Source organism: Sandaracinobacter sp., from assembly GCF_041909755.1.
Taxonomy (GTDB): Bacteria; Pseudomonadota; Alphaproteobacteria; order Sphingomonadales; family Sphingomonadaceae; genus Sandaracinobacteroides.
This window is the reverse complement of record NZ_JAYRCW010000035.1, coordinates 1-24,259: the sequence shown is the minus strand read 5'-3', so window position 1 is coordinate 24,259 and position 24,259 is coordinate 1. Positions and strand designations below refer to the sequence as shown.

Genomic DNA, 24,259 nt, shown 5'->3' with positions numbered 1-24,259 from the left:
AGCGCTCGCCGCCCCCGACTATGCAGCCCTCAGCCGCACCGCGCAGGCCGCGCTCGACGCGCGCGACGGCGCCCGAATGGCCGCCACTTTCTGTCCCGGCGGGCAGATGATGCGGCCAGACGGGTTGATCTCGAAGTTCGAGCGCATGGCCCGCGGCGCCTCGGCGGCGACAACAGGCAGCGCGGCGACACGGACATGGGGCGAGTTCCGCGTGATCAGCCAGGGCCCGGCCACCGTCGTCGTCGCCCCCACCACGCTGAAGGGCCGCTATGGCACCGCCAGCACCCATGTCACCATGGTCTGGCGCGAAAACCCCGGCGCTTCCCCCTGCCTTCTGTTCCACCAGGTCGCCCCCGGCGGAGACGCCGGCGATGCCGCCACTTGGGACAATGCCTTCCTCGTCTCCGAAAGCTTCAGCCGCAAACCCAACCGCCTGCTCACCGAAGCGGTCAGCGGCGTTAAGCCGGGCGCCGCTCTCGATGTCGGCATGGGCCAGGGCCGCAACGCCGTGTGGCTGGCAACGCAGGGCTGGCAGGTGACAGGCTTCGACGTTGCCGGCGAAGGGCTCCGCCTCGCGCGCGAGCAGGCGGCCAGCGAAGGCGTGAAGATCGACACCGTCTATGCCGCCGATCGGGACTTCGACTTCGGCAAGGACCGCTGGAACCTGATTGCCTTCATCTACTCGCCACTCCGCGAACTGGAGGCCAAGGCCTTTGCGGGGCTGAAACCCGGCGGCATGGTCGTGGCCGAGGCGTTCGGCAACGCGGGCGATCCCGCCCGCGCCTCGCAGGGCGTCTTCTATGGGCCCGGAGAAATGCGCGCGATCTTCGAAAACGCCGGCTTCAAGGTCATCCGCTACGAGGAACCCGTCGACACCGCCGATTATGGGCTCGACAAGGTGCCCCTCGTCCGCCTCGTCGCCATGAAGCCGGACCGCTAGGCAGGCGCCTTCTCAACGTTCCCGCCTGAACAGCCGCGTTCCGGCCAGCAGCGTCAGCATGGCCGGCCAGAACAGCGTGTTCAGGATATCCTTCGCATGCCCGCGCCACTGCATCGGCGCGGCCGCGCGGATATTGTCGATCAGGTCCCACAGCTCGCCCGCCACCGCCACCAGCAGAACGGCGAAGAGCGGCCGCCAGTCCCCCACGGGCCGACGGCCCAGCAGCGCCGCCACAACCAGCACGGCAAGGCCCACATGCATGTGAAGCGCGTCTTTCGAAAGCCCGCTGGCCCCCATCAGCCACCATTTCGCGTCCTGCAGCAGGCTCAACTCACACCTTCGTCCGGAACGGCGTGAAGTCCGTCTCCACGTCGAACACGTCCAGCCCCTCGGCCGCCTTCATGCCGTTCACCACCTGATAGGTCACCGGCGTCAGCACCACCTCCCACAGCACCTTCATCAGGTAATTGGTCGCCATCACCGTCAGCACCAGCTTCGTGTCCCAAACCCCCAGAAAGGCCACCGGATAAAAGATCAGGCTGTCCACGCCCTGCCCCACCACGGTGGAGCCGATGGTGCGGGTCCACAGCATCCGCCCCTTCGTCCACACCTTCATCCGTGCCAGCACGAAGGCGTTGGCGAACTCGCCCGCCCAGAACGCCAGGATGGAGGCCGCGAAGATGCGCGGCGCCTGCCCCATCACGGCTGCAAGCGCATCCTGCCCGTTCCAGCCCGGTGCGGGCGGAAAGGCCACCACCGTCGCCGCCATCCCGGCCGCGAACACCGATGCCGCAAAGCCCACCCACACCACGCGCCGGGCGCGGGCATAGCCATAAACCTCTGTCAGAACATCGCCCAGCACATAGCTGAGCGGAAAGAATAAAATGCCCGCGCCAAAGGTCACCGCCCCCACCAGCGGCAGGCTCACTTCCGCCACCTTCCCCGCCCCGATCAGGTTCGAACAGATCAGGATCACGGCAAAGGCCGCCATGCAATAATCATAATATTTCAGCCGTCGCCCCGCGATGGCGCCGGCCTCGATCGCCCGGATGCCCTCCGGCTCTTCCACGGCCAGCCCTTCAACCCTCTGTTCCGTCACGGGCGCCCTTTCCGATTCTCGCCCGCAACTTGGCCCAGCCCCTTCACCTGCGCAACTGTTCCTGATATGTTCCATCCATGCGACCGCTCCGCTGGCTCTATCTCGATCTCAACAGCTATTTCGCCAGCGTCGAACAACAGCTGAATCCGCAGCTTCGCGGAAAGGCCATCGCCGTCGGCCCCGAACGGATCGACAGTGGCACCATCATTGCCGCCAGCTATGAAGCCAAGGCGTTCGGCATCCACACCGGCATGCGCGTAGGCGAAGCCCGCCGCCTCTGCCCGCATCTGATCTTCTGCGGCGGCGATCACAGCCGCTACACGGATTATCACAACCGCATCGTTGCCGAAGTCTGGCGTCACATCCCCGTCACCCATGTCTGCTCGATCGACGAAGTCGCCTGCCGCCTGCTCGACAATGAAAACAGCCCGGAACAGGCCCTCGCACTGGCCCGCCGCATCAAGGCCGGAATCCGCGCGAACGTCGGCGATTGCCTCACTTCGTCGGTCGGCATCGCCCCCTCCCGTCTCGTCGCCAAAATGGCGGCCGACATGCAGAAGCCGGACGGGCTCACCCTCATCCGCGCCGCCGATCTTCCGCAGGCCCTCCTCCCGCTCCCCCTGCGCGACATTCCCGGCATCGGCGCAAAGATGGAAGCCCGCCTCAATGCGCGCGGCATCCGCACCATGGCGGACCTGCTCGCCCAGGATCCCCAGTCCGCCACCGCCAGCTGGGGCTCGGTCGTCGGCGCCCGCCTCTGGCACGCCCTCCACGGCCACGACATGCCCGATCGCCCGCAGCAAAGCCGGTCCATCGGCCACAGCCATGTCCTTGCGCCCGATATCCGCTCGCTCGAAACCGCCCGGGATACGGCGCGCCGCCTGCTGCTGAAGGCGGCCAGCCGCCTGCGGCGGGCAGACTGCGTCACCCGCCACCTCACGCTCCACGCCCGATTCGAATCCCGGCGCGGCTGGCACGCCACGCAGAAACTCGCCCCCACGGACGACAGCTTCCCCCTGCTCGAAGCCCTCGCCGGGCTCTGGCCCCGCCTTGCCCGCGAAATCGGCAACGAACGCATCCGCGTCATCGGGGTCACGCTGGATGATATCCAGCCCGCCGCAGGCACCCAGCTCAACCTGTTCGAGGCCCCGCCACGCCCCACGCTGCGCATCGCCCGGGCGATGGACGCCCTCAATGAAAAGTTCGGCCGCAACACCGTCACGCTCGGCTCCGTCGCAACCGGCCGCGCGGGCCTCATCGGCACCAAGATCGCCTTCGGCCGCATCCCGGACGCCGCAGAGTTTCACGAATAGGGGTGCCAGACGGAAGGGCGCAGAATTCCCGTTCCGCCATATTGGAAGCAACGGCAATTCGCGCCATTGTCAGCCACCATCCCCTGCTTGGACCGGAAGGCGTGCGATGCCCGATCATATGGCCCTACAACCCGTCGAAACCACCCTGACCGGCCCGTCCGGGCTCGCGCTCTTCACGCGCAGCTGGCGGCCCGCACACCCGCCGCGCGCCGTCGTCGCCATCTGCCACGGCGTCAATTCGCACAGCGGCCAATATCTCTGGGCCGGTTCGGAACTGGCGAAGGCCGGCTTTGCGGTCCACGCGCTCGATCTGCGCGGCCGGGGCCGGTCCGCAGGCGAACGCTTCTATGTGGATTCAGTTGACGACTATGTCGCCGATCTCGCCACCCTCATCGCCCACGCAAAGGCCGAAAACCCCGGCCTGCCGCTCTACCTGCTCGGCCACAGCGCGGGCGGCGTGGTGTCCTGCACCTATGCGCTCGATCATCAGTCCGAACTGGCGGGCCTCATCTGCGAAAGCTTCGCCTTCCGCGTGTTCGCCCCCGATCTGGTCCTTTCTCTGATGAAGGGCTTCAGCCATCTGATCCCGCACACCGGCGTGCTGAAGCTGAAATTCGATGATTTCTCCCGCGATCCCGCAGCCGTCGCCGCCATGTATGCCGATCCGCTGATCAAGGGGGAGGCGCAACCCGTCGCCACAGTCGCCGCCCTCACCCGCGCAGACGAACGGCTCGAACGCGAATTCGGGGCAATCACCCTCCCCGTATTCATTCTCCACGGCACGGCGGATCACACCACCCGCCCGGATGGCAGCCAGTTCTTCTTCGATCACGCCGGCTCGGCAGACAAGATGCTGAAGCTCTACGAAGGCCATTTCCACGACCTTCTGAACGATCTCGGCAAGGATCAGGTAATGGCCGACATCGTCGGCTGGCTGAACGCCCGCCTCGCCTGATCCGCCCTCAGCCGCCCGCCATCTTCGCCATCCGCGCATCAATCTCCGCGTTCGACACATCCTCCACATGCGTCGCCAGCGTCCAGCGGTGGCCGAACGGGTCCACGATCTGGGCGCTGCGGTCACCCCAGGGCTTGGTGTCCAGCGGCTGAAGCTCCTTCGCGCCGGCCGCCAGCGCGCGGGCATGCGCCAGGTCCACATCCGGCACATAGACAAGCAGGCTCACCGTCGTCCCGCCCCGGCTCGCCGGGCCCAGGATATCCATGTCGGGAAACTCGTCCGCCAGCATGAAATGGCCGCCGCCGATCGCCAGCTCGGCATGGCCCACCTTGCCGTTCCACGCCATCCGGTATTTCAGATCCGCGCCCAGCGCCTCTTCATACCAGGCAATCGCCGCATCGGCGTTCGCCACCGAAAGATAGGGCGTCACCCCCGCATAGCCCGCCGGCGGATTCTGCACAGTCATCGTTGTCTCCCTCATTCCCAGCGCGGAACATAAACGGAACATTCGGGCCGTGCAACCCACCGGATGACTCTTGGCCTGCGCTCCGCTAGAGCGCCGGGCATGACCGCGATCACCCCCGAACTCGTCGCCGAACACGGCCTCCAGCCGGAAGAATATCAACGCATCCTGAAGGCCATCGGGCGCCAGCCCAACTTGCTGGAACTCGGCATCTTTTCGGTGATGTGGTCCGAACATTGCTCCTACAAGTCCAGCCGCATCCACCTGGCAAAGCTGCCCACCAGCGCACCCTGGGTGATTCAGGGCCCGGGCGAAAACGCAGGCGTCATCGACATCGGCGACGGTGACGCCGCCATCTTCAAGATGGAAAGCCACAACCACCCCAGCTTCATCGAACCCTATCAGGGCGCGGCGACAGGCGTGGGCGGCATCATGCGCGACGTCTTCACCATGGGCGCGCGCCCGGTCGCCAACCTGAATTCCCTCAGCTTCGGCGCGACCACCCACCCGAAAACGAAACAGCTGCTGCGCGGCGTGGTCGCGGGCATCGGCGGCTATGGCAACTGCACCGGGGTCCCGACAGTCGGCGGCGAAGTGCGCTTCCACCCCAGCTACAACGGCAACATCCTCGTCAACGCCATGTGCGTCGGCCTCGCCCGCACAGACAAGATCTTTTATTCAGCCGCCGCGGGCATCGGCAATCCGGTCGTCTATGTCGGCTCGAAAACCGGGCGCGATGGCATCCACGGCGCCACCATGGCCTCAGCCGAGTTCGACGAGGATTCGGAATCGAAGCGCCCCACCGTTCAGGTCGGCGACCCCTTCATGGAAAAGCTGCTGATCGAAGCCTGCCTGGAGCTGATGGCGACAGACGCCATCGTCGCCATCCAGGACATGGGCGCGGCCGGCCTCACCTCGTCCAGCGTCGAGATGGCCTCCAAGGGCGGCGTCGGCATCCGGCTCGTGATGGACAATGTCCCCACCCGCGAAGAGGGGATGACCCCCTATGAAATGATGCTGTCGGAATCGCAGGAACGCATGCTGATGATCCTGAAGCCCGGCGCAGAGGCCCAGGCAGAGGCGATCTTCCGCAAATGGGCGCTCGATTTCGCCGTCATCGGCCATGTCACCGATACCGGCCGCCTCCAGCTCGAATGGCAGGGCGAACTCGTCTGCGACCTCCCGCTCGATCCCATTGGCGAGGATGCCCCGAAATACGACCGCCCCTGGGTGCCCACCCCGCCCCGCGCGCCGCTCGACAATGTGGCCGACACGACCGACCTTCTGGGCGATCTGGTCACCCTGCTCGGCTCACCCGATCTCGCGTCGCGCCGCTGGGTGTGGGAACAATATGATCACATGGTCGGCGCAGACACCGTCCAGCGCCCCGGCGGAGACGCCGCCCTCGTCCGCGTCCACGGCAGCCGCAAGGCGCTGGCCATCAGCACCGATGTGACCCCCCGCTATGTCTTCGCAGACCCGGTGGAGGGCGGAAAACAGGCCATCGCGGAAACCTGGCGCAACATCACCGCCGTCGGCGCCACGCCGCTCGCCGTCACGGATTGCATGAACTTCGCGGCCCCCACCCGCCCCGAAATCATGGGCCAGTTCGTCGGCGCGATCGAAGGCATGGCCGAAGCCTGCCGCGCGCTCGACTACCCCGTCGTCTCCGGCAATGTCAGCCTTTACAACGAAACCGAAGGCCAGGGCATCCTGCCCACGCCGGGCATCGGCGGCGTCGGCCTGATCGCCGATTGGGAACGGTCCGCCACCCTCGCCTTCAAGGGCGAAGCGCAGGAAATCTGGCTCGTCGGCGCCTCCGCCGGCCACCTTGGCCAGTCCATCTGGCTGCGCGAGGTCCGCGGCCTGGAAGAAGGCCCGCCACCCCCGGTCGATCTCGCCGCCGAACGCGCCGCCGGGGATTGGGTGCGCGCCCGCATCCTCGATGGCACGCTCACGGCCGTCCATGATTGCGCAGACGGCGGCCTTCTCGTCGCGCTCGCGGAAATGGCGATGGCCGGCGGCATCGGCGCCAGCATCATGCCCCCCGCCTCACCCATGGCGGGCAGCCACCTCGCGGCCTGGGCCTATGGCGAGGATCAGGGCCGCTACATCGTCACCGTGAAGCCGGGCACCGAACTGCCGCCCTGCCCCGTCCCGCTCGCCCGCCTCGGCACCACCGGCGGCACGTCACTCAAGGTCGAAGGCGTCGGCGCTCAGGACATCGCCGCGCTTCAGAAGGCCCACCAGGCCTTCCTGCCCGATCTCATGGCCCGCTGACAACGAAGGCGCCGGCCCGTTAAGGGCCGGCGCCTCCCGGTCGCACATCGATCGTCAGAAACTCGCCAGCGCCGCGCGCACGATCATGATGCCCATCGCCACCCAGCTCAGCGCGAACAGGGAAAAGCGCACCACCACCTTGTTGGCGGTCGCCTGCACGATGGAATGCAGCACCCGCAGCACCACGAAGGCCCAGGCGCACATCACGTGCAGCGGGTCCGCCAGCCCCAACAGCACGATGGCCAGCGTCACCGCGTAGAAGATCGTCGGCGCCTCGAACAGGTGGTTGTAATTGTCCGCCACCCGCCGCACCTCGCTGGGGATGCGGTCATGATAGGTGCCGGGATGCATCGCTTCCTGCGGGTCCAGCTTCGCCCTGGTAAAGGCCGGCAGGCGTGTCGCATACATCCAGATGAACATCGCCAGTGTCAGCAACCCCATCGCCAGGATGCTCTGAAGCATGGATTGGGCCGCAGCCGTCAGATCGGTCATGTATCGTCCTCCCTCATGTCATTATCCGGGCAGACTGGCGCGTCCGCTTCCCAGCCGCAAGTCCCCGCGATAGACAGGGCCATGCCCAGCCTCCTCCAGCTCCGCACGGGCCGCGCCCGCCTCGTCGATGGCCATGTCACCGCCTATGGGCGGGATCAGCAGCATGGCCCCGTCACCGCCCATGCGCTTGGTCTGGCAGGGGATGAAGTCGGCGACCCCCGCGTCCATGGCGGCCCGGAAAAGGCAGTCTATGCCTATGCCGCTTCCAACTATCCGCTCTGGGCCGCGGATCATCCGCAGCATGCCGCCCGCCTCGTCCCCGGCGCCTTCGGCGAAAACCTGCTGGTTGAGGGGCTGGACGAGGAAAGCGCCCATGTCGGCGATCGCTACCGCATCGGCACGGCGCTGGTCGAGGTGTGCCAGCCCCGCCAGCCCTGCGCCACCTTCGCGCGCTGGTTCGATGACCCGCTGATGGTGAAGGCGATGGTCCGCAACGGCCGCTCTGGCTGGTATCTTCGCGTGGTGGAGGAAGGCGCGATGCAAGGCGGCGACGCGGTCACGCTGGAACATCGCCCGGATGGCGCCTGGTCCATCGCCCGCGTGCTCCGCGTCTCCTATCGCTCCCCGCCCGACAAGGCCGAACTCGCCGCCCTCGCCCGCGCGCCCGGCCTCGCCACCAGCTGGGCCGATTGGGCAGCCCGCACCGCCGTTTCGGAACGGCCCGGCCCCAAGGCGCTCTGACTGCCCAAAACTGGGCCGCTTTCCGTCCCGCCCGCTGATAGCGCTCTGCCCACCATTCACCGGGAGGCAGACAGATCATGGCAAAGAAACCCAACGTTCTCGTCATCTGGGGCGACGATATCGGCCAGTCCAACCTCAGTTGCTACACGCACGGAATGATGGGCTATCACACGCCCAACATCGACCGCATCGCCAAGGAAGGCATGCTGTTCACCGATTATTACGCCGAGCAGAGCTGCACGGCCGGCCGCGCATCCTTCATCATGGGCCAGTGCGGCCTGCGCACCGGCCTCACCAAGGTGGGCCTGCCGGGCGCCGCCGAAGGCATGCAGGCCGTGAACCCCACCATCGCGCGCGCCATGAAGAACCAGGGCTATCGCACCGGCCAGTTCGGCAAGAACCACCTGGGCGACCGCGACGAGCATCTGCCCACCATGCACGGCTTCGACGAATTCTTCGGCAACCTCTATCACCTCAACGCCGAGGAAGAGCCGGAGCATGAGGATTATCCGACCGATCCGGAATTCCGGAAAAAGTTCGGCCCGCGCGGCGTCATGCACTGCTACGCCGATGGCAAGGGCGGCCAGAAGATCGAAAACACCGGCCCGCTCACCGCAAAGCGCATGGAAACGGTGGACGAGGAGTTCCTCGAAGGCGCCAAGAAGTTCATCAAGTCCGCCAATGAGGCCGACGAACCCTTCTTCGTCTGGTTCAACACCACCCACATGCACGCCTGGACGCACGCCAAGCCCGAAAGCAAGGGACAGGCCGGCCGCTGGCAATCCGAATATCACGACGTGATGATCGATCACGACAAGCATGTCGGCCAGCTGCTCGACCTGCTCGACGAACTGGGCCTCGCAGACGATACGCTGGTCTTCTACTCCACTGACAACGGCCCCCACTGCAACACCTGGCCCGATGCCGGCACCACGCCCTTCCGCTCGGAGAAGAACACCAACTGGGAAGGCGCCTACCGGGTTCCGGCGATGGTGCGCTGGCCCGGCAAGATCAAGGCCGGCTCGGTCTGCAACGATCTCATTGCCCACCTCGATTGGTTCCCGACGATCGCGGCAGTCGGCGGCGACACCACGGTGAAGGAACGGCTGAAGAAGGGCGAAACGCTCGACGGCGTCAAATACAAGGTGCATCTGGACGGCTTCAACATGCTGCCCTTCCTCACCGGCGAAGTGAAGGAAAGCCCCCGCAAGGGCTTCATCTACTTCAACGACGACGGCGAACTGGTGGCGCTGCGCTTCAACCACTGGAAGCTGGTGTTCCTGGAGCAGCGGTCGCCCGGGCAGCTGGGCTTGTGGGCGGAACCGTTCGTCACGCTCCGCACACCCAAGCTCTACAACCTGCGCACCGATCCCTATGAGTTCGCGGACACCACCTCGAACACCTATTGGGACTGGTATTTCCGGCGCATCTTCCTGCTGGTGCCGGCGCAGGTCGGCGTGGCCGAGTTCCTCGAAACCTTCAAGGAATTCCCGCCCAGCCAGAAGTCGGCGAGCTTCAACCTCGAAGGCGTGATGAAGAAGATGGAGGAGGCTGCGACAGGCGGCGCCTGACCCCCGGCAGCGCAGCCGGGAGCCGGGCGGGGAAACCCGCCCGGCTCCTTGCCGTTCAGCTGCCGGACGCGAAGATGATCGACAGCATGGCTGCCAGCCCCACCAGCAGCAACAGCAGGGCGATCACCCACACCCACGACCGGGGGAAATCATCGTCCGGCCGAAGCAGCCCGGCATCCAGGAATGTCTGCCGCTGCCGCCTGAGGCTGGCGTTGAAGCGGAAATCCGCCACCAGCGCGATCGTCAGCACCAGCACCCCCAGCGACACCAGCGCCAGCCCGAACTGGGCCGGCGCATGGGTCGGCACCTGGCTTCCCAGCAACTCCTCCTTCGCCAGCGTCCGAAAGAAGCTGAAGATGGTGAAACCGAAGCCGATCATTGAAAGCGAGGTCCGCACGCACGACATCAGCGTGCGGTCGGCGGACATCCGCGTGCGCTGGAAGCTGGCTGTGGTCCGCATGGACGCCATTCGTGTGCCGGTGTCGAGATCGTCGAAGCCCATGGCTCATCCTCCTGTCCAGGTCGCCATTCCATGCACGGCACGGCCAAGCTGAACAGTCCAGTTTCAGGCAATATCGGGCCATCTGCCCGGCTATCTTCCCCCGGCAGTCAGGGGGTTCAGTCATGATCGAGGAACATTTTCAGGAATATGCGGCCATCATCGCGCTGGCGATCGAAGGAATCGTGGTGCTGGTGCTGGCGTATGCCGCGCTGGAGGCGGTCGCCAACACGGTCCGCGCCATCGGCGCCGGGCCCGATGTCGAGCGCCGCAGGGAAACCTGGTTCCGCTTCGCGCTCTGGATCATCCTGGCGCTGGAATTCGCGCTCGCGGCGGATATCATCCGATCGGCCATCGCCCCGTCCTGGGATTCCATCGGCCAGCTCGCGGCGATCGCCGCCATCCGGACGTTCCTGAACTGGTTCCTTGTGAAGGACATCGAATCCTATAACGAAAAGCGAAAGTCGAAAGAGGCCGGATCCGATGGCTGAAGACGAACGCCCTGCCCCGTCCGCCGAGCGGGCCGAAATATCCGCAGCCATCATCCTCGGCGTGGCCGGCCTCCTCTCCGCCTGGGCCGCATTTCAGGCCGCGCTCTGGGGCGGGGAGCAGGCGACGGCCTATGCAGAAGCCGGCACCCTTCAGACGGAAGCAGCCCGCAAGGATACCGAAGCCGGGCAGCTTCGGGCCGGCCGGCTCGCCGTCGTTCACGCCTGGCTGGAGGCCGCCTCCCGCAACGACCAGGTCCGGATGCTCTTTTACGAACGGCACATGCCGGTGGACCAAAGGCAGACCTTCCGCGACTGGAAGGCCAGGCTCCCGGCGGACATGTCCCGGGCGAAGCCCCGCGCCGAGCCACTTGAACTGCCGGATATCCGGGTCCCGGCAGAACGGCAGGCGAAGGAGCTGCGCAAACAGGCCGAATCCCGGCTCCGCGATGGGCAGGAATCCAACAGGATCGGGGATCGCTTCACGTTCGTGACGGTGCTTCTGTCGCTCGTCCTGTTCCTGGCGGGCATCAGCCAGCTGATGAAGAACATCCGTATCCGGCAGGCCGTGCTTCTGATCTCGACGCTCCTGCTCCTGGCGTCCACGGCCTATCTCGTGACCCTGCCGACAGTTTGACCGCCCGGCGCAGGGCCCTGAATCCGCTGTCGCTCAGGTCTCCGGATCGCCCGAATGGGCGACCAACCCGTACAGCGTCGACAGAAGCGCCGCGGACAACAGATAGATCAGAACCGTCCCCGCGATCCGCTGGGCGTCGGCCGGATCAGCAGCGATCGCCAGCGGCAAGGCAATCCCGGGGTGGCGGAGCGCGGTCGCCGTCGCCAGCGCCGCGCGGTTCCCGCGCTTTGGTCCGCCCAGCAGATGGCCGATCAGCAGCCCGCCCACGATCATCAACAGAATCGCGACGATGGCAAATTCCCCCACGGCGGATCGCATCGCCGGCCAGGCGGCAAGCAGCAGCAGCAGGAACGACAGCAGCAGCAGAAGCATGCCTCCGCGCGCCACCGGGTCGCGCAGCCGCGCGGCCAGCGCCGGCGCCCGTTCGGCCAGCAGCAGCCCCAGCGCCAGCGGCGCAAGGATGGAAATGCCCAGCGTGCGCAGCACGGCCCCGCTCTCGAACGGCAGCCCGATGCCCAGCACGCGTTCGTCCAGCGCCAGCATCAGCGGCGCGGCCGCCAGCATCGCCAGCGGCGCAAGCACGAACAGGCTCATCACATAACGGTCGCCGCCGCCCAGCTTTCCGGCCTTCGACGGATAGATGGGCGGCATGGGCGAAACCGAAATCGCCAGCAGCGTCACCAGCGTCGCCGTCGATAGCGGCAGCAACAGCCCCAGCCCCAGCGCCAGCAGCGGCATCAGCACGAACATCGCGCCCATCGCCTTCGCCGCCTGCCAGGGCTCCTTCAGGAAGGCCAGAACGTCCCTCAGCCCGGATCCAAGGCCGATCGACAGCACGACAAGCGCGATGCTGCCCACCAGCGCCAGCTTCAGGATCGTCATCATATCCATCTTCAACCCCTCCCTGCCCGCGAGGCCAAGGATAGCCGCGGCCTTCCCCGGCATTGCCCGAAACCAGACAGTCCCTGCACCATCGCCGCGCTAACGAAGTCCCAACGGCAGGGGATGGACATTGAAGCAGGTTGGTTGGGCAGGCGATGCCGGATTTCCGATCCTTCTCGCAACCTTGTTGACGGTCGGCGCAGCAGGCCTCCTGCTGCTCGTCGCGCCACTCCTCATCCGATGATCCGCACCCACCAATTGCGGTCGCTGGCAAGCGGCGCCGCCCTCCTCGCCACCGCCCTCGCGGGGCCGCTGCGCGCACAGGCAACCGAATCGCTGGCGGAACCCATCGGCACCGCATCCGGTGATGCCTCGCTCCTCGATCGCGTCGGCGCCTATGCCGTGCCGGATATGAAGCCCGAAACCGCGCCCGCCAAACCGGATCCGTTCCGCATCAGCCTCGTCATCCTGGGCGATCACACCAGCTTCTGGCAGGATTCCACCAGCGTCGCCCAGGTCGGACGGCAGGACAATCAATGGGAACTCCGCGCCGCGCGCCTCTCCTTCCTCGGCGCTTTCGACGGCGCCATCCCGGTCAGCTATCAGATCAGCGGAGAATACAAGGGTTTCGATGGCGATCCGGATACGACATGGCAGCTGACTGACCTGTCGCTCACCTTCACGCTGGGCCAGCGCACGAAACTCACGGCCGGAAAGACCAAGGAAACCTTCGCCTATGAAATGGTGGGCGACGCCGCCAACCTGCCAGCTGTCGAACGGGTGCTCTCGCCCTTCTTCGTCTCCCGCAACACCGACCTGCGCCTGACCCATGTGTGGGGGCCACAAAAGCGCGGCACCCTCTCGCTCGGCCTCTACAACGACGCCTGGGATATCGGCCCCGCCGCCGAACGCGGCTGGGATTATTCCGCCCGCGTCACGGCCCTCGCCTGGGTCGATGCCGCCGATGATTCGCGCTACCTGCACCTGGGCGCCGCCGCCCGCCATGTCGCCTCGAAGGGCACAATGCGCTTCCGCGGCCGCCCCGGCAGCAATGTCGCGGACAATTTCGTCGATACCGGCAACTTCGCCGGCGATGGCGCGCTTCAGCTCGGGCTGGAAGCGATGCTCGCCCTCGGCCCCGTCAGCGTGCAGGGCGAGCATGTCTCCGCCCAAGTCGACGCGCCCACCGTCGGCAACCCCGCCTTCACCGGCTGGTATGTCACCGGCAGCTGGGTCCTCACCGGCGATCACCGCCCCTACGACCGCAACGTCGGCTATGCCCGGCGCGTCGTCCCGCAGGGCCGCTGGGGCGCCCCTGAACTGGTCGCCCGCTATTCCGATGTCGACCTGTCTGACGGCCAGATCGATGGCGGCCGCTTCCGCCGCACCGATCTCGGCATCAACTGGTGGGCGACCCACCGCTGGAAGGCGGGGCTCCATTGGGGCCATGTCTGGCTTGACCGTTTCGGCGCCGAAGGCGAGACCGATACACTGCTGGCTCGGATTCAATGGGTGTACTGATGGCGCAAACGCAGACCGACAAGATGATCCTGCTCCCGGGCGGCCGATTCCGCATGGGCTCCGACGTCCACTACCGCGAGGAATCGCCCGCGCACGACGTCGAGGTCAGCAGCTTCCGGATAGACCCCACACCCGTCACCAACCGCCAGTTCGCGGCCTTCGTCGCCGCCACCGGCCATGTCACGCTGGCAGAAATCGTGCCCAACGCCGCCGATTACCCGGGTGCCCTGCCAGAGATGCTGGTCGCCGCCAGCCTCGTCTTCACGCCCACCCCCGGCCCCGTCCGGCTGGAGGACTGGAGCCAGTGGTGGCGCTGGGTGCCGGGCGCAGACTGGCGCCACCCCACCGGCCCCGGCAGCAGCATCGAGGGGCTGGAGGACCATCCCGTCGTGCAGGTGGCCACCGCAGACGCCGAAGCCTATGCCGCCTGGGCCGGCAAGCGCCTCCCCACCGAAGCCGAATGGGAATATGCCGCGTGGGGCGGCGCTTCCGGCCATGAATTCGCCTGGGGCGACGAACTGGAACCGGCCGGCCGCCACATGGCCAACATCTGGCAGGGCGAATTCCCTCACGGAAACACGGCGGCGGATGGCTTCCTGCGCACCTCGCCCGTCGGTCACTACCCGCCCAACGGCTTCGGCCTCTCGGACATGATCGGCAATGTCTGGGAATGGACGAGCGACTGGTACGCCGATCGCCATGTGGTGGAACAGCACCGCGACGGCACGCCCAAGGGCTGCTGCGCGCCCCGCAACCCGCGCGGCGCTGCGATGGAAAGCAGCTTCGATCCGGCCATGCCGCAGATCCGCATCCCGCGCCGCGTGCTGAAGGGCGGCTCCCATCTCTGCGCGCTCAGCTATTGCCGCCGCTACCGGCCCGCCGCCCGCCACGCGCAGGCCATCGACAGTTCCACCAGCCACATCGGATTCCGCTGCGTGGCAGACGCCTGAAGCCGCTATTCCTCGCGGAACAATATGTCCCGCAGGGCAGCGGGCTTCAGCAGGCGGATGCTTCGATAGCCCAGCTCCAGCAGACCCAACTCGACCAGCCGGCCGATGATCGCGTTGAAGGTGTTGCGCGACATCACCGCCATCGCCGCCATGTCGGCCTGGCTCATCCGGATCTCCAGATCGGCAATGTCGGGCGGGTCCATGTGCCGGCAACCGGCCAGGCGCAACAGCATCGCCACGGCGCGCGCCTCGCTGTCCTGCCGGGTCAGGTCGACAAGCATCATGTTGGAAATGTCGCACAGTTCGTCGATTTGCGTCGCGATGTGCCGCCACCAGCCGGGCCTCTCGGCCAACAGCCGCTCCACCGAATGTTGCGGAACCAGCGCCTACAGCGTTTCACTCCGCGCCGTCAAGGAGATCGCGCGCCGCCGGCCCAGCAACGGCTTGTAACCGGACCAGAAGCCCGCATGCCCCAGATAGATCGCGCGCGTGTCGGGGTGACCTGCCTCGAAGGAAACCTCCACCGTCCCCTGCGCGATGCCCACCAGCCCGCCATTCTCATCCCCGGCATGCATGAATTCCGTGCCCGAAGCAGCCATGCGAAAGATCGAAATGGAAAGGATCGCTTCCCGGAAATCATCGGGAGTCGTTGAAAGCCACCCCCTCGACAACAGCGAATCCCGCGCGATCGGCGCAAGTTTCGGCAGGCCCTGAACAAGCTGCGCACGCCCCGTCATCAGTCCCCCGATCTGAATGCAGAACGCCAATCATGGCAGAATCCCGCCCGCCGCACCACCCGGACCCGAACAGGGTTCGCAAGCCCGACCGGGCGCCGCGGCCAATGCCGCGCCCCCGCGGAGGGCTTCGCCCGTGAGCGAAAACCGAAATCACACCCGAACCCGAACGGGTTCGCAAGCCCGACCGGGCGCCGCGGCCAATGCCGCGCCCCCGCGGAGGGCCTCGCCCGTGAGCGAAAACCGAAATCACACCCGAACCCGAACCGGGTTCGCAAGACCGACCGGGCGCCGCGGCCAATGCCGCGCCCCCGCGGAGGGCTTCGCCCGTGAGCGAAAAAACTGGTGGGCCCGGCAGGACTCGAACCCGCAACCAAGCCGTTATGAGCGGCCAGCTCTAACCATTGAGCTACAGGCCCCACCTGGGCGTGGGGGATAGCCGCGCGCGTTCGGGTTGGAAAGCCACCCGACCACCGGCCAGGCAACAGCAAAAGCCGTAAAAAGAAAAAGGGCCCGGCGGAGCAAGCTCGACACCGGGCCCAGATTTCGGTCGACCTCCGAGGGAGGGAGGGAGAGTGGTGGTCGACCAGACCGGGAGCCTCGGGGAGGAGTGAGGCTGACCGGCCGCGCTGCAATGCAGCAACAACGCCTATGTAGGAGAGCCCGGTTTTTTGTGCAAGTGCGAAGTAAACGGGGCAGCCATGCATCATATGCATGACATTTAGGGTCAGTTCATGAACCCGCCCGCGTCACTTGATCAGGTCGCCCAGGTTCGCCGGCGTCATCCGGTCGATCAGGAAGTCCCTCAGCGCCGCCACCCGCACCGAGCCCCTCAGTTCCGAGGAATAGACGAAATAGGTCTGGAACACGGCACCCTGCAGTTCCGGCAGCAGCACCTTCACCTTGCCCGAGTGGCGGATCAGATAGGACGGCAGCGCCGCGATCCCGGCGCCTGCCTCCACCGCCTGCAGCACGCCGAAGCTGTTGTTCACCGTCAGCGCGGGTTCGCGCGGCGGCCCGTCATGCCCCAGTTCCAGCGCCCAGTTGATGCTGCGCAGATAGGCGGGCGCTTCGGGCCCATAGGCGATCATCCGGTGATTCAGCAGTTCGGCCGGGGTCTTCGGCTCGCCATGCGCTGCCAGATAGGCCTCCGAGGCGCACAGCCGGTGCCGGATGGACGCCAGCGGCCGCTGGATCAGGTCGGCCTGATACGGCTTGTGGAACCTCACCGCGCAATCGGCTTCCGCCCGCGCAAGGTCCCGTTCCTCGTCCGACAGGATCAGGCTCACCCGGATGTCCGGATACATGTCCAGGAAATCCTTCAGCTGCACCGGCAGCCACGAGGATCCGAAACTCACCGTCGTCGTCAGCTTGATCTCGCCCGTCGGCCGGTTGCGCGTCGCCTCGATGCTGCTGCGCGTGCGCTCGATCTCTTCGGCCATTCGGCTCGTCGTCGATCGCAGCTGCTCGCCCTCGTTCGTCAGCGCCAGCCCCCGCGCATGGCGATGGAACAGCTTGGCGCCCAGCGATTCCTCCAGCGCGATCACCTGCCGGCTCAGCGCGGGTTGCGACAGCTTCAGGCGCCGCGCGCCTTCCGTGAAGCTCCCGGCGGAGGCCACGGCGTGAAACAGCCTCAGCTTGTCCCAGTCGATCGGCATGATCCCCCCTCGGCCGCGCGCTCAGGCCGCTTGCTGCTGCGGCGCGTGCGCCTGATGCGCCAGGAAGCGCTCCGCCTCCAGCGCCGCCATGCAGCCCATCCCGGCTGCGGTCACCGCCTGCCGGTACAGCTTGTCGGTCACGTCGCCCGCCGCGAACACGCCGGGCACGCTCGTCACCGGCGTGCCGGGCGCCACCAGCAGATAGCCCTCCTCGTCCATCGCCAGCTTGCCCGCGAACAGGCCGGTCGCAGGCTCATGGCCGATCGCCACGAACAGCCCGTCCACCGCCAGCGGCCGCGCCTCGCCCGTCACCGTATCGGTCAGCACCAACCCGCTCACCCCGTCCGTCCCCGTCACTTCGGAAACGGTGGCGTTCCACACCATCTCCACCTTGGGGTTGGCGAACAGCCGCTGCTGGTTGGTCTTGTCGGCCCGCAGTTCGTCGCGGCGATGGATCAAGGTCACCTTGCTGGCGAAATTGGTCAGGAACAGCGCTTCCTCGACGGCGGTGTTGCCGCCGCCCACCACGGCCACCTGCTTGCCGCGGAAAAAGAACCCGTCGCAGGTCGCGCAGGCGGAAACGCCCTTGCCGCGCAGCCGGGTCTCGCTGTCCAGCCCCAGCCAGCGCGCGCTGGCGCCCGTCGCCACGATCACCGTCTCGGCCTCGATCACCTCGCCACCGTCCAGCACCGCCCGGAACGGCCTGCGGCTGAAATCCACCTCGGCCACGATGTCGGAAATGATGTGTGCGCCCACATGCTCGGCCTGTGCGCGCAGCTTCGCCATCAGCTCCGGCCCCATGATCGCCGTCTCGCCGGGCCAGTTCTCCACATCCGTGGTGATGGTCAGCTGCCCACCGGGTTGCAGCCCCTCCACCAGCACCGGCTCCAGCATGGCCCTTGCGCCATAGACGGCCGCAGTGTAGCCGGCCGGCCCCGAGCCGATGATCAGCAGCTTCGTGCGCCTGACGTCGCTCACATGAATATCCTTTCACGGCTGACTTAGGCGGCGCGTCCCCCCTGCGCAAGTTGTGTCGGGCCGAAGCCGCCGGCAGGCGAAAACAATCCGTTCGTCGCAAGGCCCTTGCGCGCTCGCGCAATAATCCTATAGCGAACACCCGATTCCAAGGAATGAAGCTGCACATGAGCCGCACGCATCAACTCGATCAGATCGATCGGGACATCCTCACCCATCTTCAGGCCGATGGCCGGATGACGAATGTGGATCTCGCGCAGAAGGTCGGCCTGACCGCCCCGCCCTGCCTTCGCCGCGTCCGCGCGCTGGAGGAATCGGGCGTCATCAAGGGGTATCATGCCGATCTCTCGCCGGATGCGCTGGGCTGGCCGATCACCGTGTTCGCCATGGTCAGCCTGAAGGGCCAGGCCGAATCCGATCTGCGCGCCTTCGAAACCCATGTCGCCAGCCTGCCGCAGGTGCGCGAATGCCATATGCTGAACGGAGAGATTGATTTCATCCTGAAGCTCGTCGCCCGCGATCTGCCCAGCTTCCAGGCCTTCCTCACCGAACATCTCACCAGCGCCCCCAATGTGGCGTCGGTGAAAACCTCGCTCACCATCCGCACCTCCAAATCGCAGATCGGGGTCCCCGTCGATGGCTGAGGGCCGCCCCCCGCGCCGCACCGGCCCCGGCAGGCCGGGCGCCCCCGGCGGCCCGCGCAGGACCGGCGGCCCCGGCGGTTCCAAGTCCGGCGGGCGCGGGCCCTCCGGCCCCACCGCCACGGCCCGGGCAGCGCCCGGCGGCCGCCGCGCCGCCCGTGTCGCCCGCAGCGCCCCGCCGCCGGGCGCGGCAAAGGCGCCGGGCAGCGGGGACCGCATCGCCAAGCTCCTCGCGCGCGCCGGCGTCGGCTCCCGCCGGGATATCGAACGGATGATCGCGGAAGGCCGCGTGGCGCTGAATGGGCAGGTGCTGGAAACGCCGGCCACCATCCTGAAGTCGCTCGAAGGCGTCACGGTGGATGGCAAGCCCGTCGCCGAAGCCGATGTCACCCGCATCTTCCTGTTCCACAAGCCGTCGGGCTTCCTCACCGCTGCCCGCGATCCGGGCGGCCGCCCCACCATCTATGATGCCCTGCCGCAGGGCCTGCCGCGCCTCGTGCCGGTCGGCCGCCTGGACATGAACACCGAAGGCCTCCTCCTCCTCACCAACGACGGCGAACTGAAGCGCGCCCTGGAACTGCCCGCCAATGCCGTTCCGCGCACCTATCGCGTCCGCGCGCTGGGCGAAGTGCGGCAGCAGGATCTGGAGGCGCTGGCGCTGGGCGTCACGCTGGAAGGCATGCATTATGGCCCGGTCGACGCCTCCGTCGATCGCCGCGCCCGCGCCGACGGCGCGAACATCTGGCTGACGATGACGCTGACGGAAGGCAAGAATCGCGAAGTCCGCAAATTGTGCGAGGCGATGGGCCTGAAGGTCAGCCGCCTGATCCGCACCAGCTATGGCCCCTTCCATCTGGGGGATCTCGCCGCGCGGGGCGTACAGGAAGTCCCGGGCCAGATGGTCGCCAACCTGAAGCGCAGCCTCATCCGCACCCCCCGCCGGGACGGCTGATCCATGCGCATCATCGCAGGCGCCTGGCGCTCCCGCCCGCTGGAAGCACCGGCGGGCGCGGAAACCCGCCCCACCGCGGACCGGGCGCGTGAAACCCTCTTTTCCATGCTCACCAGCCGGCTGGGCAGCTTCGAGGGGCTGACCGTGCTGGACCTGTTTGCCGGCTCCGGCGCGCTGGCGTTGGAGGCGCTGTCGCGCGGCGCCGCGCAGGCCTTTCTCGCCGAGCGCGCGCCGCCCGCCCGCAAGGCGATCGAGGCGAATATCCGCAAGCTCGGCGCCAATGCCCGGCTGATCGCGCATGACGCCACCGCCCTGCCCCCGGCGAAGGCGCCCGCCGATCTCGTCTTCCTTGATCCCCCCTATGGCGAAGGCCTTTGGGCCCCTGCCCTCGCCTCTGCCGCCGCCATGGGCTGGATCGCGCCGCACAGCTGGATCAGCCTGGAAACCGCCCGCGACGAAGCCGTCGAGCCGATCGGATTCCGGCTGGAAACGACCCGCCCGGTCGGCAAGGCGGCCCTGCATCTGTTGCGCCCGGCCCCATAAGTTCGCTATCTGTTCTCCCTATGGCAAGCCTTTCGCCCCAAGATCCCCCCTGGCTTCAGGGGCTGAACCCGCCCCAGCGCGAAGCCGCGACCCTTCTCGACGGCCCCGTGCTGGTGCTGGCCGGCGCGGGCACCGGCAAGACCCGGGCGCTGACCGCCCGCCTCGCCCAGATCCTGCACGAGCGCCGGGCCTGGCCGTCCGAAATCCTGGCCGTCACCTTCACCAACAAGGCGGCGGCGGAAATGCGGCACCGGCTGGCCCAGCTGCTGGGGCCGCAGGCAGAGGGCATGCCGTTCGTCGGCACCTTCCACTCCATCGCGTCCCGCATGTTGCGCCGCCACGCCGAACTGGCGGGCCTGAAAAGCAACTACACCATCCTCGACACGGATGATGTCCTTCGCCTGCTGAAGCGGATCATCCTGGATTCCGGGCTGGACGAGAAACGCTGGCCCGCCCGGCAGCTCTCTGGCCTGATCGACAGGTGGAAGAACAAGGCGCTGCTGCCCGATCAGGTGCCCAAGGGGGAATCCTTCGCCTTTGGCGACGGACGCGGCGCGGATCTCTATGCCCGCTATCAGGCCGAACTGAAGCAGCTGAACGCCGCCGATTTCGGGGATCTGCTGCTGCACATGATCCGGATCTTCGAAACCCACCCGGATGTGCTGGCGGACTGGCAGAAACGCTTCAGATATGCGCTGGTCGATGAATATCAGGACACCAATGCCGCCCAGTATCGCTGGCTGACATTGCTGGCCGCAAGAGCGCTGGGTGGGCAAGGCAATATCTGCTGCGTGGGCGATGACGACCAGTCCATCTACAGCTGGCGGGGGGCGGAAATCGCCAATATCCTGCGCTTCGAAAAGGATTTTCCGGGCGCGAAGGTGATCCGGCTGGAACAGAATTATCGTTCAACCCCGCATATCCTGGCCGCCGCGGCGCATGTGATCGCCAACAATCAGGGGCGGCTGGGCAAGACATTGTGGACCCAGCTGAACGCCGGGGAAAAGGTGAATGTGATCGCCATCTGGGACGGGCCGGAAGAAGCCCGGCTGGTGGGCGAACGGATCGAACGGCTGCTGCGCGAAGGCGCTTCACCCACGGAAATCGCCATCCTCGTGCGCGCCAGTTTCCAGACGCGGGAGTTCGAGGACCGCTTCATTTCCATCGGCCTGCCCTATCGCATCGTCGGCGGCTTCCGCTTCTACGAGCGGGCGGAAATCCGCGATGCACTGGCCTATCTGCGCCTGATCGCGCAGCCGGATGACGCGCTGGCGTTCGAGCGGATCGTGAACACGCCTAAGCGGGGCCTGGGGGACAAGGCGCAGGCGAAGATCCAGGCCCATGCCCGGCTGACCGGGCTGACGCTGCCCGCCGCCGCCCAGCAGCTGGTGGAAACCGAGGAACTGCCCCCCGCCGCCCGCCGGTCGCTTGCGGAGTTTCTGGCCGGGATCCGGCGCTGGCGCGACCAGATGACCAGCATGGACCAGGCAGCACTGGCGCAGCTGGTGCTGGAGGAATCCGGCTATATCGCCATGCTGGAAGCCGACCGGGGCGCGGAATCCGCCGGGCGGCTGGACAATCTGGCCGAACTGGTGCGCGCCATGGAGGGGTTCACCGATCTTCAGGCCTTCCTGGAGCATGTGGCGCTGGTGATGGAAAATGACCGCTCAGACGCGGACGCCAAGGTGACGATGATGACCTTGCATGCCGCCAAGGGGCTGGAATTCGACCATGTGTTCCTGCCCGGGTGGGAGGAAGGGATTTTCCCCAGCCAGCGCGCGCTGGACGAGAATGGGGCGGCCGCGCTGGAGGAAGAACGGCGGCTGGCCTATGTGGGCATCACCCGCGCCCGGCGGCGCGCCACCATCCTGCATGCGGCCAACCGGCGGGTCTATGGGCAATGGACCAGCGCCATTCCCAGCCGCTTCCTGAGCGAGCTGCCCGACGCGCATGTGACTGTGGAAACCACACTGACGGGCGGCGCCAGCCTGTGGCGGGCGGCGCTGGACGACCGCGATCCCTTTGGTGACGTGGATCGCGGCGCCGGGCGCGGCCCCGGCTGGGAACGGGCGACTGCGCGCGGCGGGCTCGACCGTTCGACCGCGCGCCGGGCCGTGACCATCAACGCCCGGCCGCTGAGCTCCTCGGTGGGTGGGGCGGCGCGCGACGACATCGGCATCGGCGCCCGCGTGCATCATTCCAAGTTCGGCATGGGCACGGTGAAGGGACAGGACGGCAACAAGCTGGAAATCGAGTTCGATCAGGCGGGCCTGAAGATGGTGCTGGACAGCTTCGTGAGCCCGGCCTGATCGAATAACCAGATTGGTTGTTCCACGTGGAACATTTCCCTACACTGCAAAGTCAACGGGTTACATGTTTAATCTGTTGGAAATGTAGGAATTGTTCCACGCGAACCCGACCGTTCACGCGCTGACGGCCCGCGACTTCCTGCGCAATGCGGCACCGATGACGCCGAAGCCCGCAATCAGCAACGCCCAGCTGGCGGGTTCCGGCACATAGGATATCGCCAGCACCTGCCCGATGCCGGCCACGGGGCTGAAGTTACTGACATAGAGCTTGCCGTTCGCGCCGATTTCCAGCCCGGTCGGCACGACCAGGCCTTCCAGCACCGTGCTGCGCTTGCCGCCGGGGCCCACCCGGATCAGCTGGCCGCTGCCGCCCGGCGTTGCCAGCCCGTTGGAATCCGCCTGAAGCACATAGAGGCTGCCATCCTTGCCGAAGGCGATGTCGGTGATGGTGGTGAAGCCTTCATAGGCGATCGTCACCACGCCTGCGGGCGTGACCTGATAGATGCGCGCGGCGCCCGCCGTGAAGGGAAAGCCCGTGAGTTCGGCCACATAGAAATTCCCGTCTGGCCCGACGGTGACGCCGGTGGGCACGGCATCGCTGGAGGGCACGGGCGGGCCGATGAAGCGGCCGGGGAAGGCCGCGACGAGCGAAACCGTGCCGTTGGTGCGATCCACCCTGAGGAGCGTGTTGGAGCCCGCATCGGTGACGAGGAGATCATTGCCGATCGCCGCCATGTGGAACGGGTTGCTGTCCACCGCGCCGCCCACCGGGTTGTTCGCCAGTTCATAGGCGGAGATGTCCGCACCCTGGGCGAGCGGACCGGGCGAGAAGGACCAGACGCGGCCGAGGTTGCTGCCGACGGGCGCGAATTCCGCTGTGCGGATCGCCGGATTCATGCCCAGCCCGATCAGCACATGGCCGACGCCGTCGGGGGTGAAGACGATGTCGTTCGGGCCGCCCACATCCGTTCCGTTCGTGAGCCCGCTGGACGGGAGGCCGGTGAGGATCCGCGACTGCACGCCGTCCGCGATCCGGGTGATCGAGCCGGTTTCCATATAGCCCGCTTCCCCGCGCGGGGTGACGGCGGTGGGCCCGCCGGAGACATAGTAGCCGCCCTCTGCCACATAGAGCGCGCCATCCGGGCCGAAGGCGAGGCCGCGCGGATTGTTGAGGCCGGTGGCGATCACCTTCGAGACATATTGCGCCGCCATGGCCGGCGATGTGGTGACGGCCGCCGCCAGAATGGCGGCCAGCGCACGGGTTCTGATCATGCCTGTTCTCCCTGTTCGCCGGGACGGCTCGCGCACGACGGACGCACGCCGCGCAGGAATGGAAGGCCCCGACCGGCCGGAGGATGCGGCAGTCCGGAGTCCATTTCCATGATGAGCCGCCGATGGATTTCTGATATTTTCCTGACGGGCAGCCATGGGGGGGCCGGGTGGACGCGCGGACGGGCACGCTGAAACCGCCGATCGATCTGGGCAGGAGCGACCGTCTGGCGATGGGCGACCTGCGGGCGGATCCGGCTGCGCGGCGGCTGGACGGCCCTGCCGGCAGCATCCTGATCGAGCCGCGCGTGATGCAGTTGCTGGTGGCGCTGGCGGATGGCGGGGGG

At 67.0% G+C, this 24,259-nt stretch carries 25 protein-coding genes and 1 tRNA gene; 14 read left to right on the top strand and 12 right to left on the bottom strand.

Going from position 1 to position 24,259, the window contains the following annotated elements; genetic code table 11:
* A partial coding sequence (locus tag ACE3O8_RS06720; RefSeq protein ID WP_374388069.1) for a class I SAM-dependent methyltransferase occupies positions 1-940 on the top strand: 940 nt, incomplete at its 5' end.
* A gap of 12 nt (positions 941-952) precedes the next feature.
* Here ACE3O8_RS06720 and ACE3O8_RS06715 read toward each other — a convergent pair.
* Together ACE3O8_RS06715 and ACE3O8_RS06710 are read right to left on the bottom strand one after the other, a co-directional pair.
* Positions 953-1,270: a hypothetical protein gene (locus ACE3O8_RS06715; protein ID WP_374388067.1), complete on the bottom strand. Its 318-nt coding sequence runs from the start codon at positions 1,268-1,270 to the stop codon at positions 953-955.
* Between the two features lies 1 nt (position 1,271).
* Positions 1,272-2,039 (bottom strand): queuosine precursor transporter, encoded by a 768-nt coding sequence (locus ACE3O8_RS06710; RefSeq protein ID WP_374388065.1) that lies wholly within the window; start codon positions 2,037-2,039, stop codon positions 1,272-1,274.
* Between the two features lie 77 nt (positions 2,040-2,116).
* Here ACE3O8_RS06710 and ACE3O8_RS06705 point away from each other — a divergent pair, with 77 nt between their 5' ends.
* Positions 2,117-3,352: a type VI secretion protein ImpB gene (locus ACE3O8_RS06705; RefSeq protein ID WP_374388063.1), complete on the top strand. Its 1,236-nt coding sequence runs from the start codon at positions 2,117-2,119 to the stop codon at positions 3,350-3,352.
* A 106-nt stretch (positions 3,353-3,458) separates the two neighbouring features.
* The gene (locus tag ACE3O8_RS06700) at positions 3,459-4,307 is read left to right on the top strand and encodes a lysophospholipase (RefSeq protein ID WP_374388061.1); all 849 of its coding nucleotides are present in this window, start codon (positions 3,459-3,461) and stop codon (positions 4,305-4,307) included.
* 7 nt (positions 4,308-4,314) lie between these two features.
* On the opposite strand, the gene ACE3O8_RS06695 is transcribed toward ACE3O8_RS06700, so the two are convergent.
* On the bottom strand, positions 4,315-4,773 hold the full coding sequence (locus tag ACE3O8_RS06695; RefSeq protein ID WP_374388059.1) for a VOC family protein: 459 nt from the start codon (positions 4,771-4,773) through the stop codon (positions 4,315-4,317).
* A 99-nt stretch (positions 4,774-4,872) separates the two neighbouring features.
* On the opposite strand from ACE3O8_RS06695, the gene purL reads away from it, so the two are divergent.
* Positions 4,873-7,050 (top strand): phosphoribosylformylglycinamidine synthase subunit PurL, encoded by a 2,178-nt coding sequence (gene purL / locus ACE3O8_RS06690; protein WP_374388058.1) that lies wholly within the window; start codon positions 4,873-4,875, stop codon positions 7,048-7,050.
* A gap of 54 nt (positions 7,051-7,104) precedes the next feature.
* Here purL and ACE3O8_RS06685 read toward each other — a convergent pair whose 3' ends face one another.
* On the bottom strand, positions 7,105-7,542 hold the full coding sequence (locus ACE3O8_RS06685) for an MAPEG family protein (protein ID WP_374388056.1): 438 nt from the start codon (positions 7,540-7,542) through the stop codon (positions 7,105-7,107).
* Between the two features lie 81 nt (positions 7,543-7,623).
* On the opposite strand from ACE3O8_RS06685, the gene ACE3O8_RS06680 reads away from it, so the two are divergent.
* Both ACE3O8_RS06680 and ACE3O8_RS06675 read left to right on the top strand, forming a co-directional pair.
* Complete coding sequence (locus ACE3O8_RS06680) at positions 7,624-8,283, top strand: MOSC domain-containing protein (protein WP_374388054.1); 660 nt, start codon at positions 7,624-7,626, stop codon at positions 8,281-8,283.
* A 77-nt stretch (positions 8,284-8,360) separates the two neighbouring features.
* Positions 8,361-9,854, top strand: coding sequence for an arylsulfatase (locus tag ACE3O8_RS06675; protein ID WP_374388052.1), 1,494 nt, complete (start codon positions 8,361-8,363; stop codon positions 9,852-9,854).
* Between the two features lie 55 nt (positions 9,855-9,909).
* On the opposite strand, the gene ACE3O8_RS06670 is transcribed toward ACE3O8_RS06675, so the two are convergent.
* A complete protein-coding gene (locus tag ACE3O8_RS06670; RefSeq protein ID WP_374388050.1) occupies positions 9,910-10,356 on the bottom strand; it encodes a YidH family protein in 447 nt (148 codons plus the stop codon).
* A gap of 122 nt (positions 10,357-10,478) precedes the next feature.
* Here ACE3O8_RS06670 and ACE3O8_RS06665 point away from each other — a divergent pair, with 122 nt between their 5' ends.
* Positions 10,479-10,844, top strand: a complete 366-nt coding sequence (locus ACE3O8_RS06665; RefSeq protein WP_374388048.1) for a DUF1622 domain-containing protein — start codon at positions 10,479-10,481, stop codon at positions 10,842-10,844.
* Complete coding sequence (locus tag ACE3O8_RS06660) at positions 10,837-11,478, top strand: hypothetical protein (protein WP_374388046.1); 642 nt, start codon at positions 10,837-10,839, stop codon at positions 11,476-11,478. The genes ACE3O8_RS06665 and ACE3O8_RS06660 overlap by 8 nt, the downstream gene beginning before the upstream one ends.
* Before the next feature lie 33 nt (positions 11,479-11,511).
* Here ACE3O8_RS06660 and ACE3O8_RS06655 read toward each other — a convergent pair whose 3' ends face one another.
* The gene (locus ACE3O8_RS06655) at positions 11,512-12,369 is read right to left on the bottom strand and encodes a hypothetical protein (RefSeq protein WP_374388044.1); all 858 of its coding nucleotides are present in this window, start codon (positions 12,367-12,369) and stop codon (positions 11,512-11,514) included.
* Between the two features lie 231 nt (positions 12,370-12,600).
* Here ACE3O8_RS06655 and ACE3O8_RS06650 point away from each other — a divergent pair, with 231 nt between their 5' ends.
* Together ACE3O8_RS06650 and ACE3O8_RS06645 are read left to right on the top strand one after the other, a co-directional pair.
* Positions 12,601-13,881: an OprO/OprP family phosphate-selective porin gene (locus tag ACE3O8_RS06650; RefSeq protein WP_374388042.1), complete on the top strand. Its 1,281-nt coding sequence runs from the start codon at positions 12,601-12,603 to the stop codon at positions 13,879-13,881.
* A 23-nt stretch (positions 13,882-13,904) separates the two neighbouring features.
* Entirely contained in the window at positions 13,905-14,831 is a 927-nt protein-coding gene (locus tag ACE3O8_RS06645; RefSeq protein ID WP_374388071.1) for a formylglycine-generating enzyme family protein, read from the top strand.
* Positions 14,832-14,836: 5 nt separating this feature from the next.
* Here ACE3O8_RS06645 and ACE3O8_RS06640 read toward each other — a convergent pair whose 3' ends face one another.
* From ACE3O8_RS06640 to trxB, 5 genes are all read right to left on the bottom strand, one after another.
* Positions 14,837-15,184: a helix-turn-helix domain-containing protein gene (locus tag ACE3O8_RS06640; protein WP_374388040.1), complete on the bottom strand. Its 348-nt coding sequence runs from the start codon at positions 15,182-15,184 to the stop codon at positions 14,837-14,839.
* A 33-nt stretch (positions 15,185-15,217) separates the two neighbouring features.
* On the bottom strand, positions 15,218-15,430 hold the full coding sequence (locus tag ACE3O8_RS06635; RefSeq protein ID WP_374388038.1) for a hypothetical protein: 213 nt from the start codon (positions 15,428-15,430) through the stop codon (positions 15,218-15,220).
* A gap of 478 nt (positions 15,431-15,908) precedes the next feature.
* Positions 15,909-15,984: transfer RNA gene (locus ACE3O8_RS06630), tRNA-Ile, on the bottom strand.
* Positions 15,985-16,314: 330 nt separating this feature from the next.
* On the bottom strand, positions 16,315-17,223 hold the full coding sequence (locus ACE3O8_RS06625; RefSeq protein WP_374388036.1) for a LysR family transcriptional regulator: 909 nt from the start codon (positions 17,221-17,223) through the stop codon (positions 16,315-16,317).
* Positions 17,224-17,244: 21 nt separating this feature from the next.
* Entirely contained in the window at positions 17,245-18,201 is a 957-nt protein-coding gene (gene trxB / locus ACE3O8_RS06620) for a thioredoxin-disulfide reductase (protein WP_374388034.1), read from the bottom strand.
* A gap of 164 nt (positions 18,202-18,365) precedes the next feature.
* Here trxB and ACE3O8_RS06615 point away from each other — a divergent pair, with 164 nt between their 5' ends.
* Genes ACE3O8_RS06615 through ACE3O8_RS06600 form a run of 4 tightly spaced genes read left to right on the top strand, consistent with a single transcriptional unit; the run spans position 18,366 to position 22,643 of the window.
* Positions 18,366-18,842 (top strand): Lrp/AsnC family transcriptional regulator, encoded by a 477-nt coding sequence (locus ACE3O8_RS06615; RefSeq protein ID WP_374388032.1) that lies wholly within the window; start codon positions 18,366-18,368, stop codon positions 18,840-18,842.
* Entirely contained in the window at positions 18,835-19,791 is a 957-nt protein-coding gene (locus ACE3O8_RS06610; protein ID WP_374388030.1) for a pseudouridine synthase, read from the top strand. Before ACE3O8_RS06615 ends, ACE3O8_RS06610 begins: the two co-directional genes overlap by 8 nt.
* Before the next feature lie 3 nt (positions 19,792-19,794).
* Positions 19,795-20,334 (top strand): 16S rRNA (guanine(966)-N(2))-methyltransferase RsmD, encoded by a 540-nt coding sequence (gene rsmD / locus ACE3O8_RS06605; RefSeq protein ID WP_374388028.1) that lies wholly within the window; start codon positions 19,795-19,797, stop codon positions 20,332-20,334.
* A 20-nt stretch (positions 20,335-20,354) separates the two neighbouring features.
* The gene (locus tag ACE3O8_RS06600) at positions 20,355-22,643 is read left to right on the top strand and encodes an ATP-dependent helicase (protein WP_374388026.1); all 2,289 of its coding nucleotides are present in this window, start codon (positions 20,355-20,357) and stop codon (positions 22,641-22,643) included.
* A gap of 114 nt (positions 22,644-22,757) precedes the next feature.
* Here ACE3O8_RS06600 and ACE3O8_RS06595 read toward each other — a convergent pair whose 3' ends face one another.
* Positions 22,758-23,915: a ScyD/ScyE family protein gene (locus ACE3O8_RS06595; protein ID WP_374388024.1), complete on the bottom strand. Its 1,158-nt coding sequence runs from the start codon at positions 23,913-23,915 to the stop codon at positions 22,758-22,760.
* Positions 23,916-24,259 lie beyond the last annotated feature (344 nt).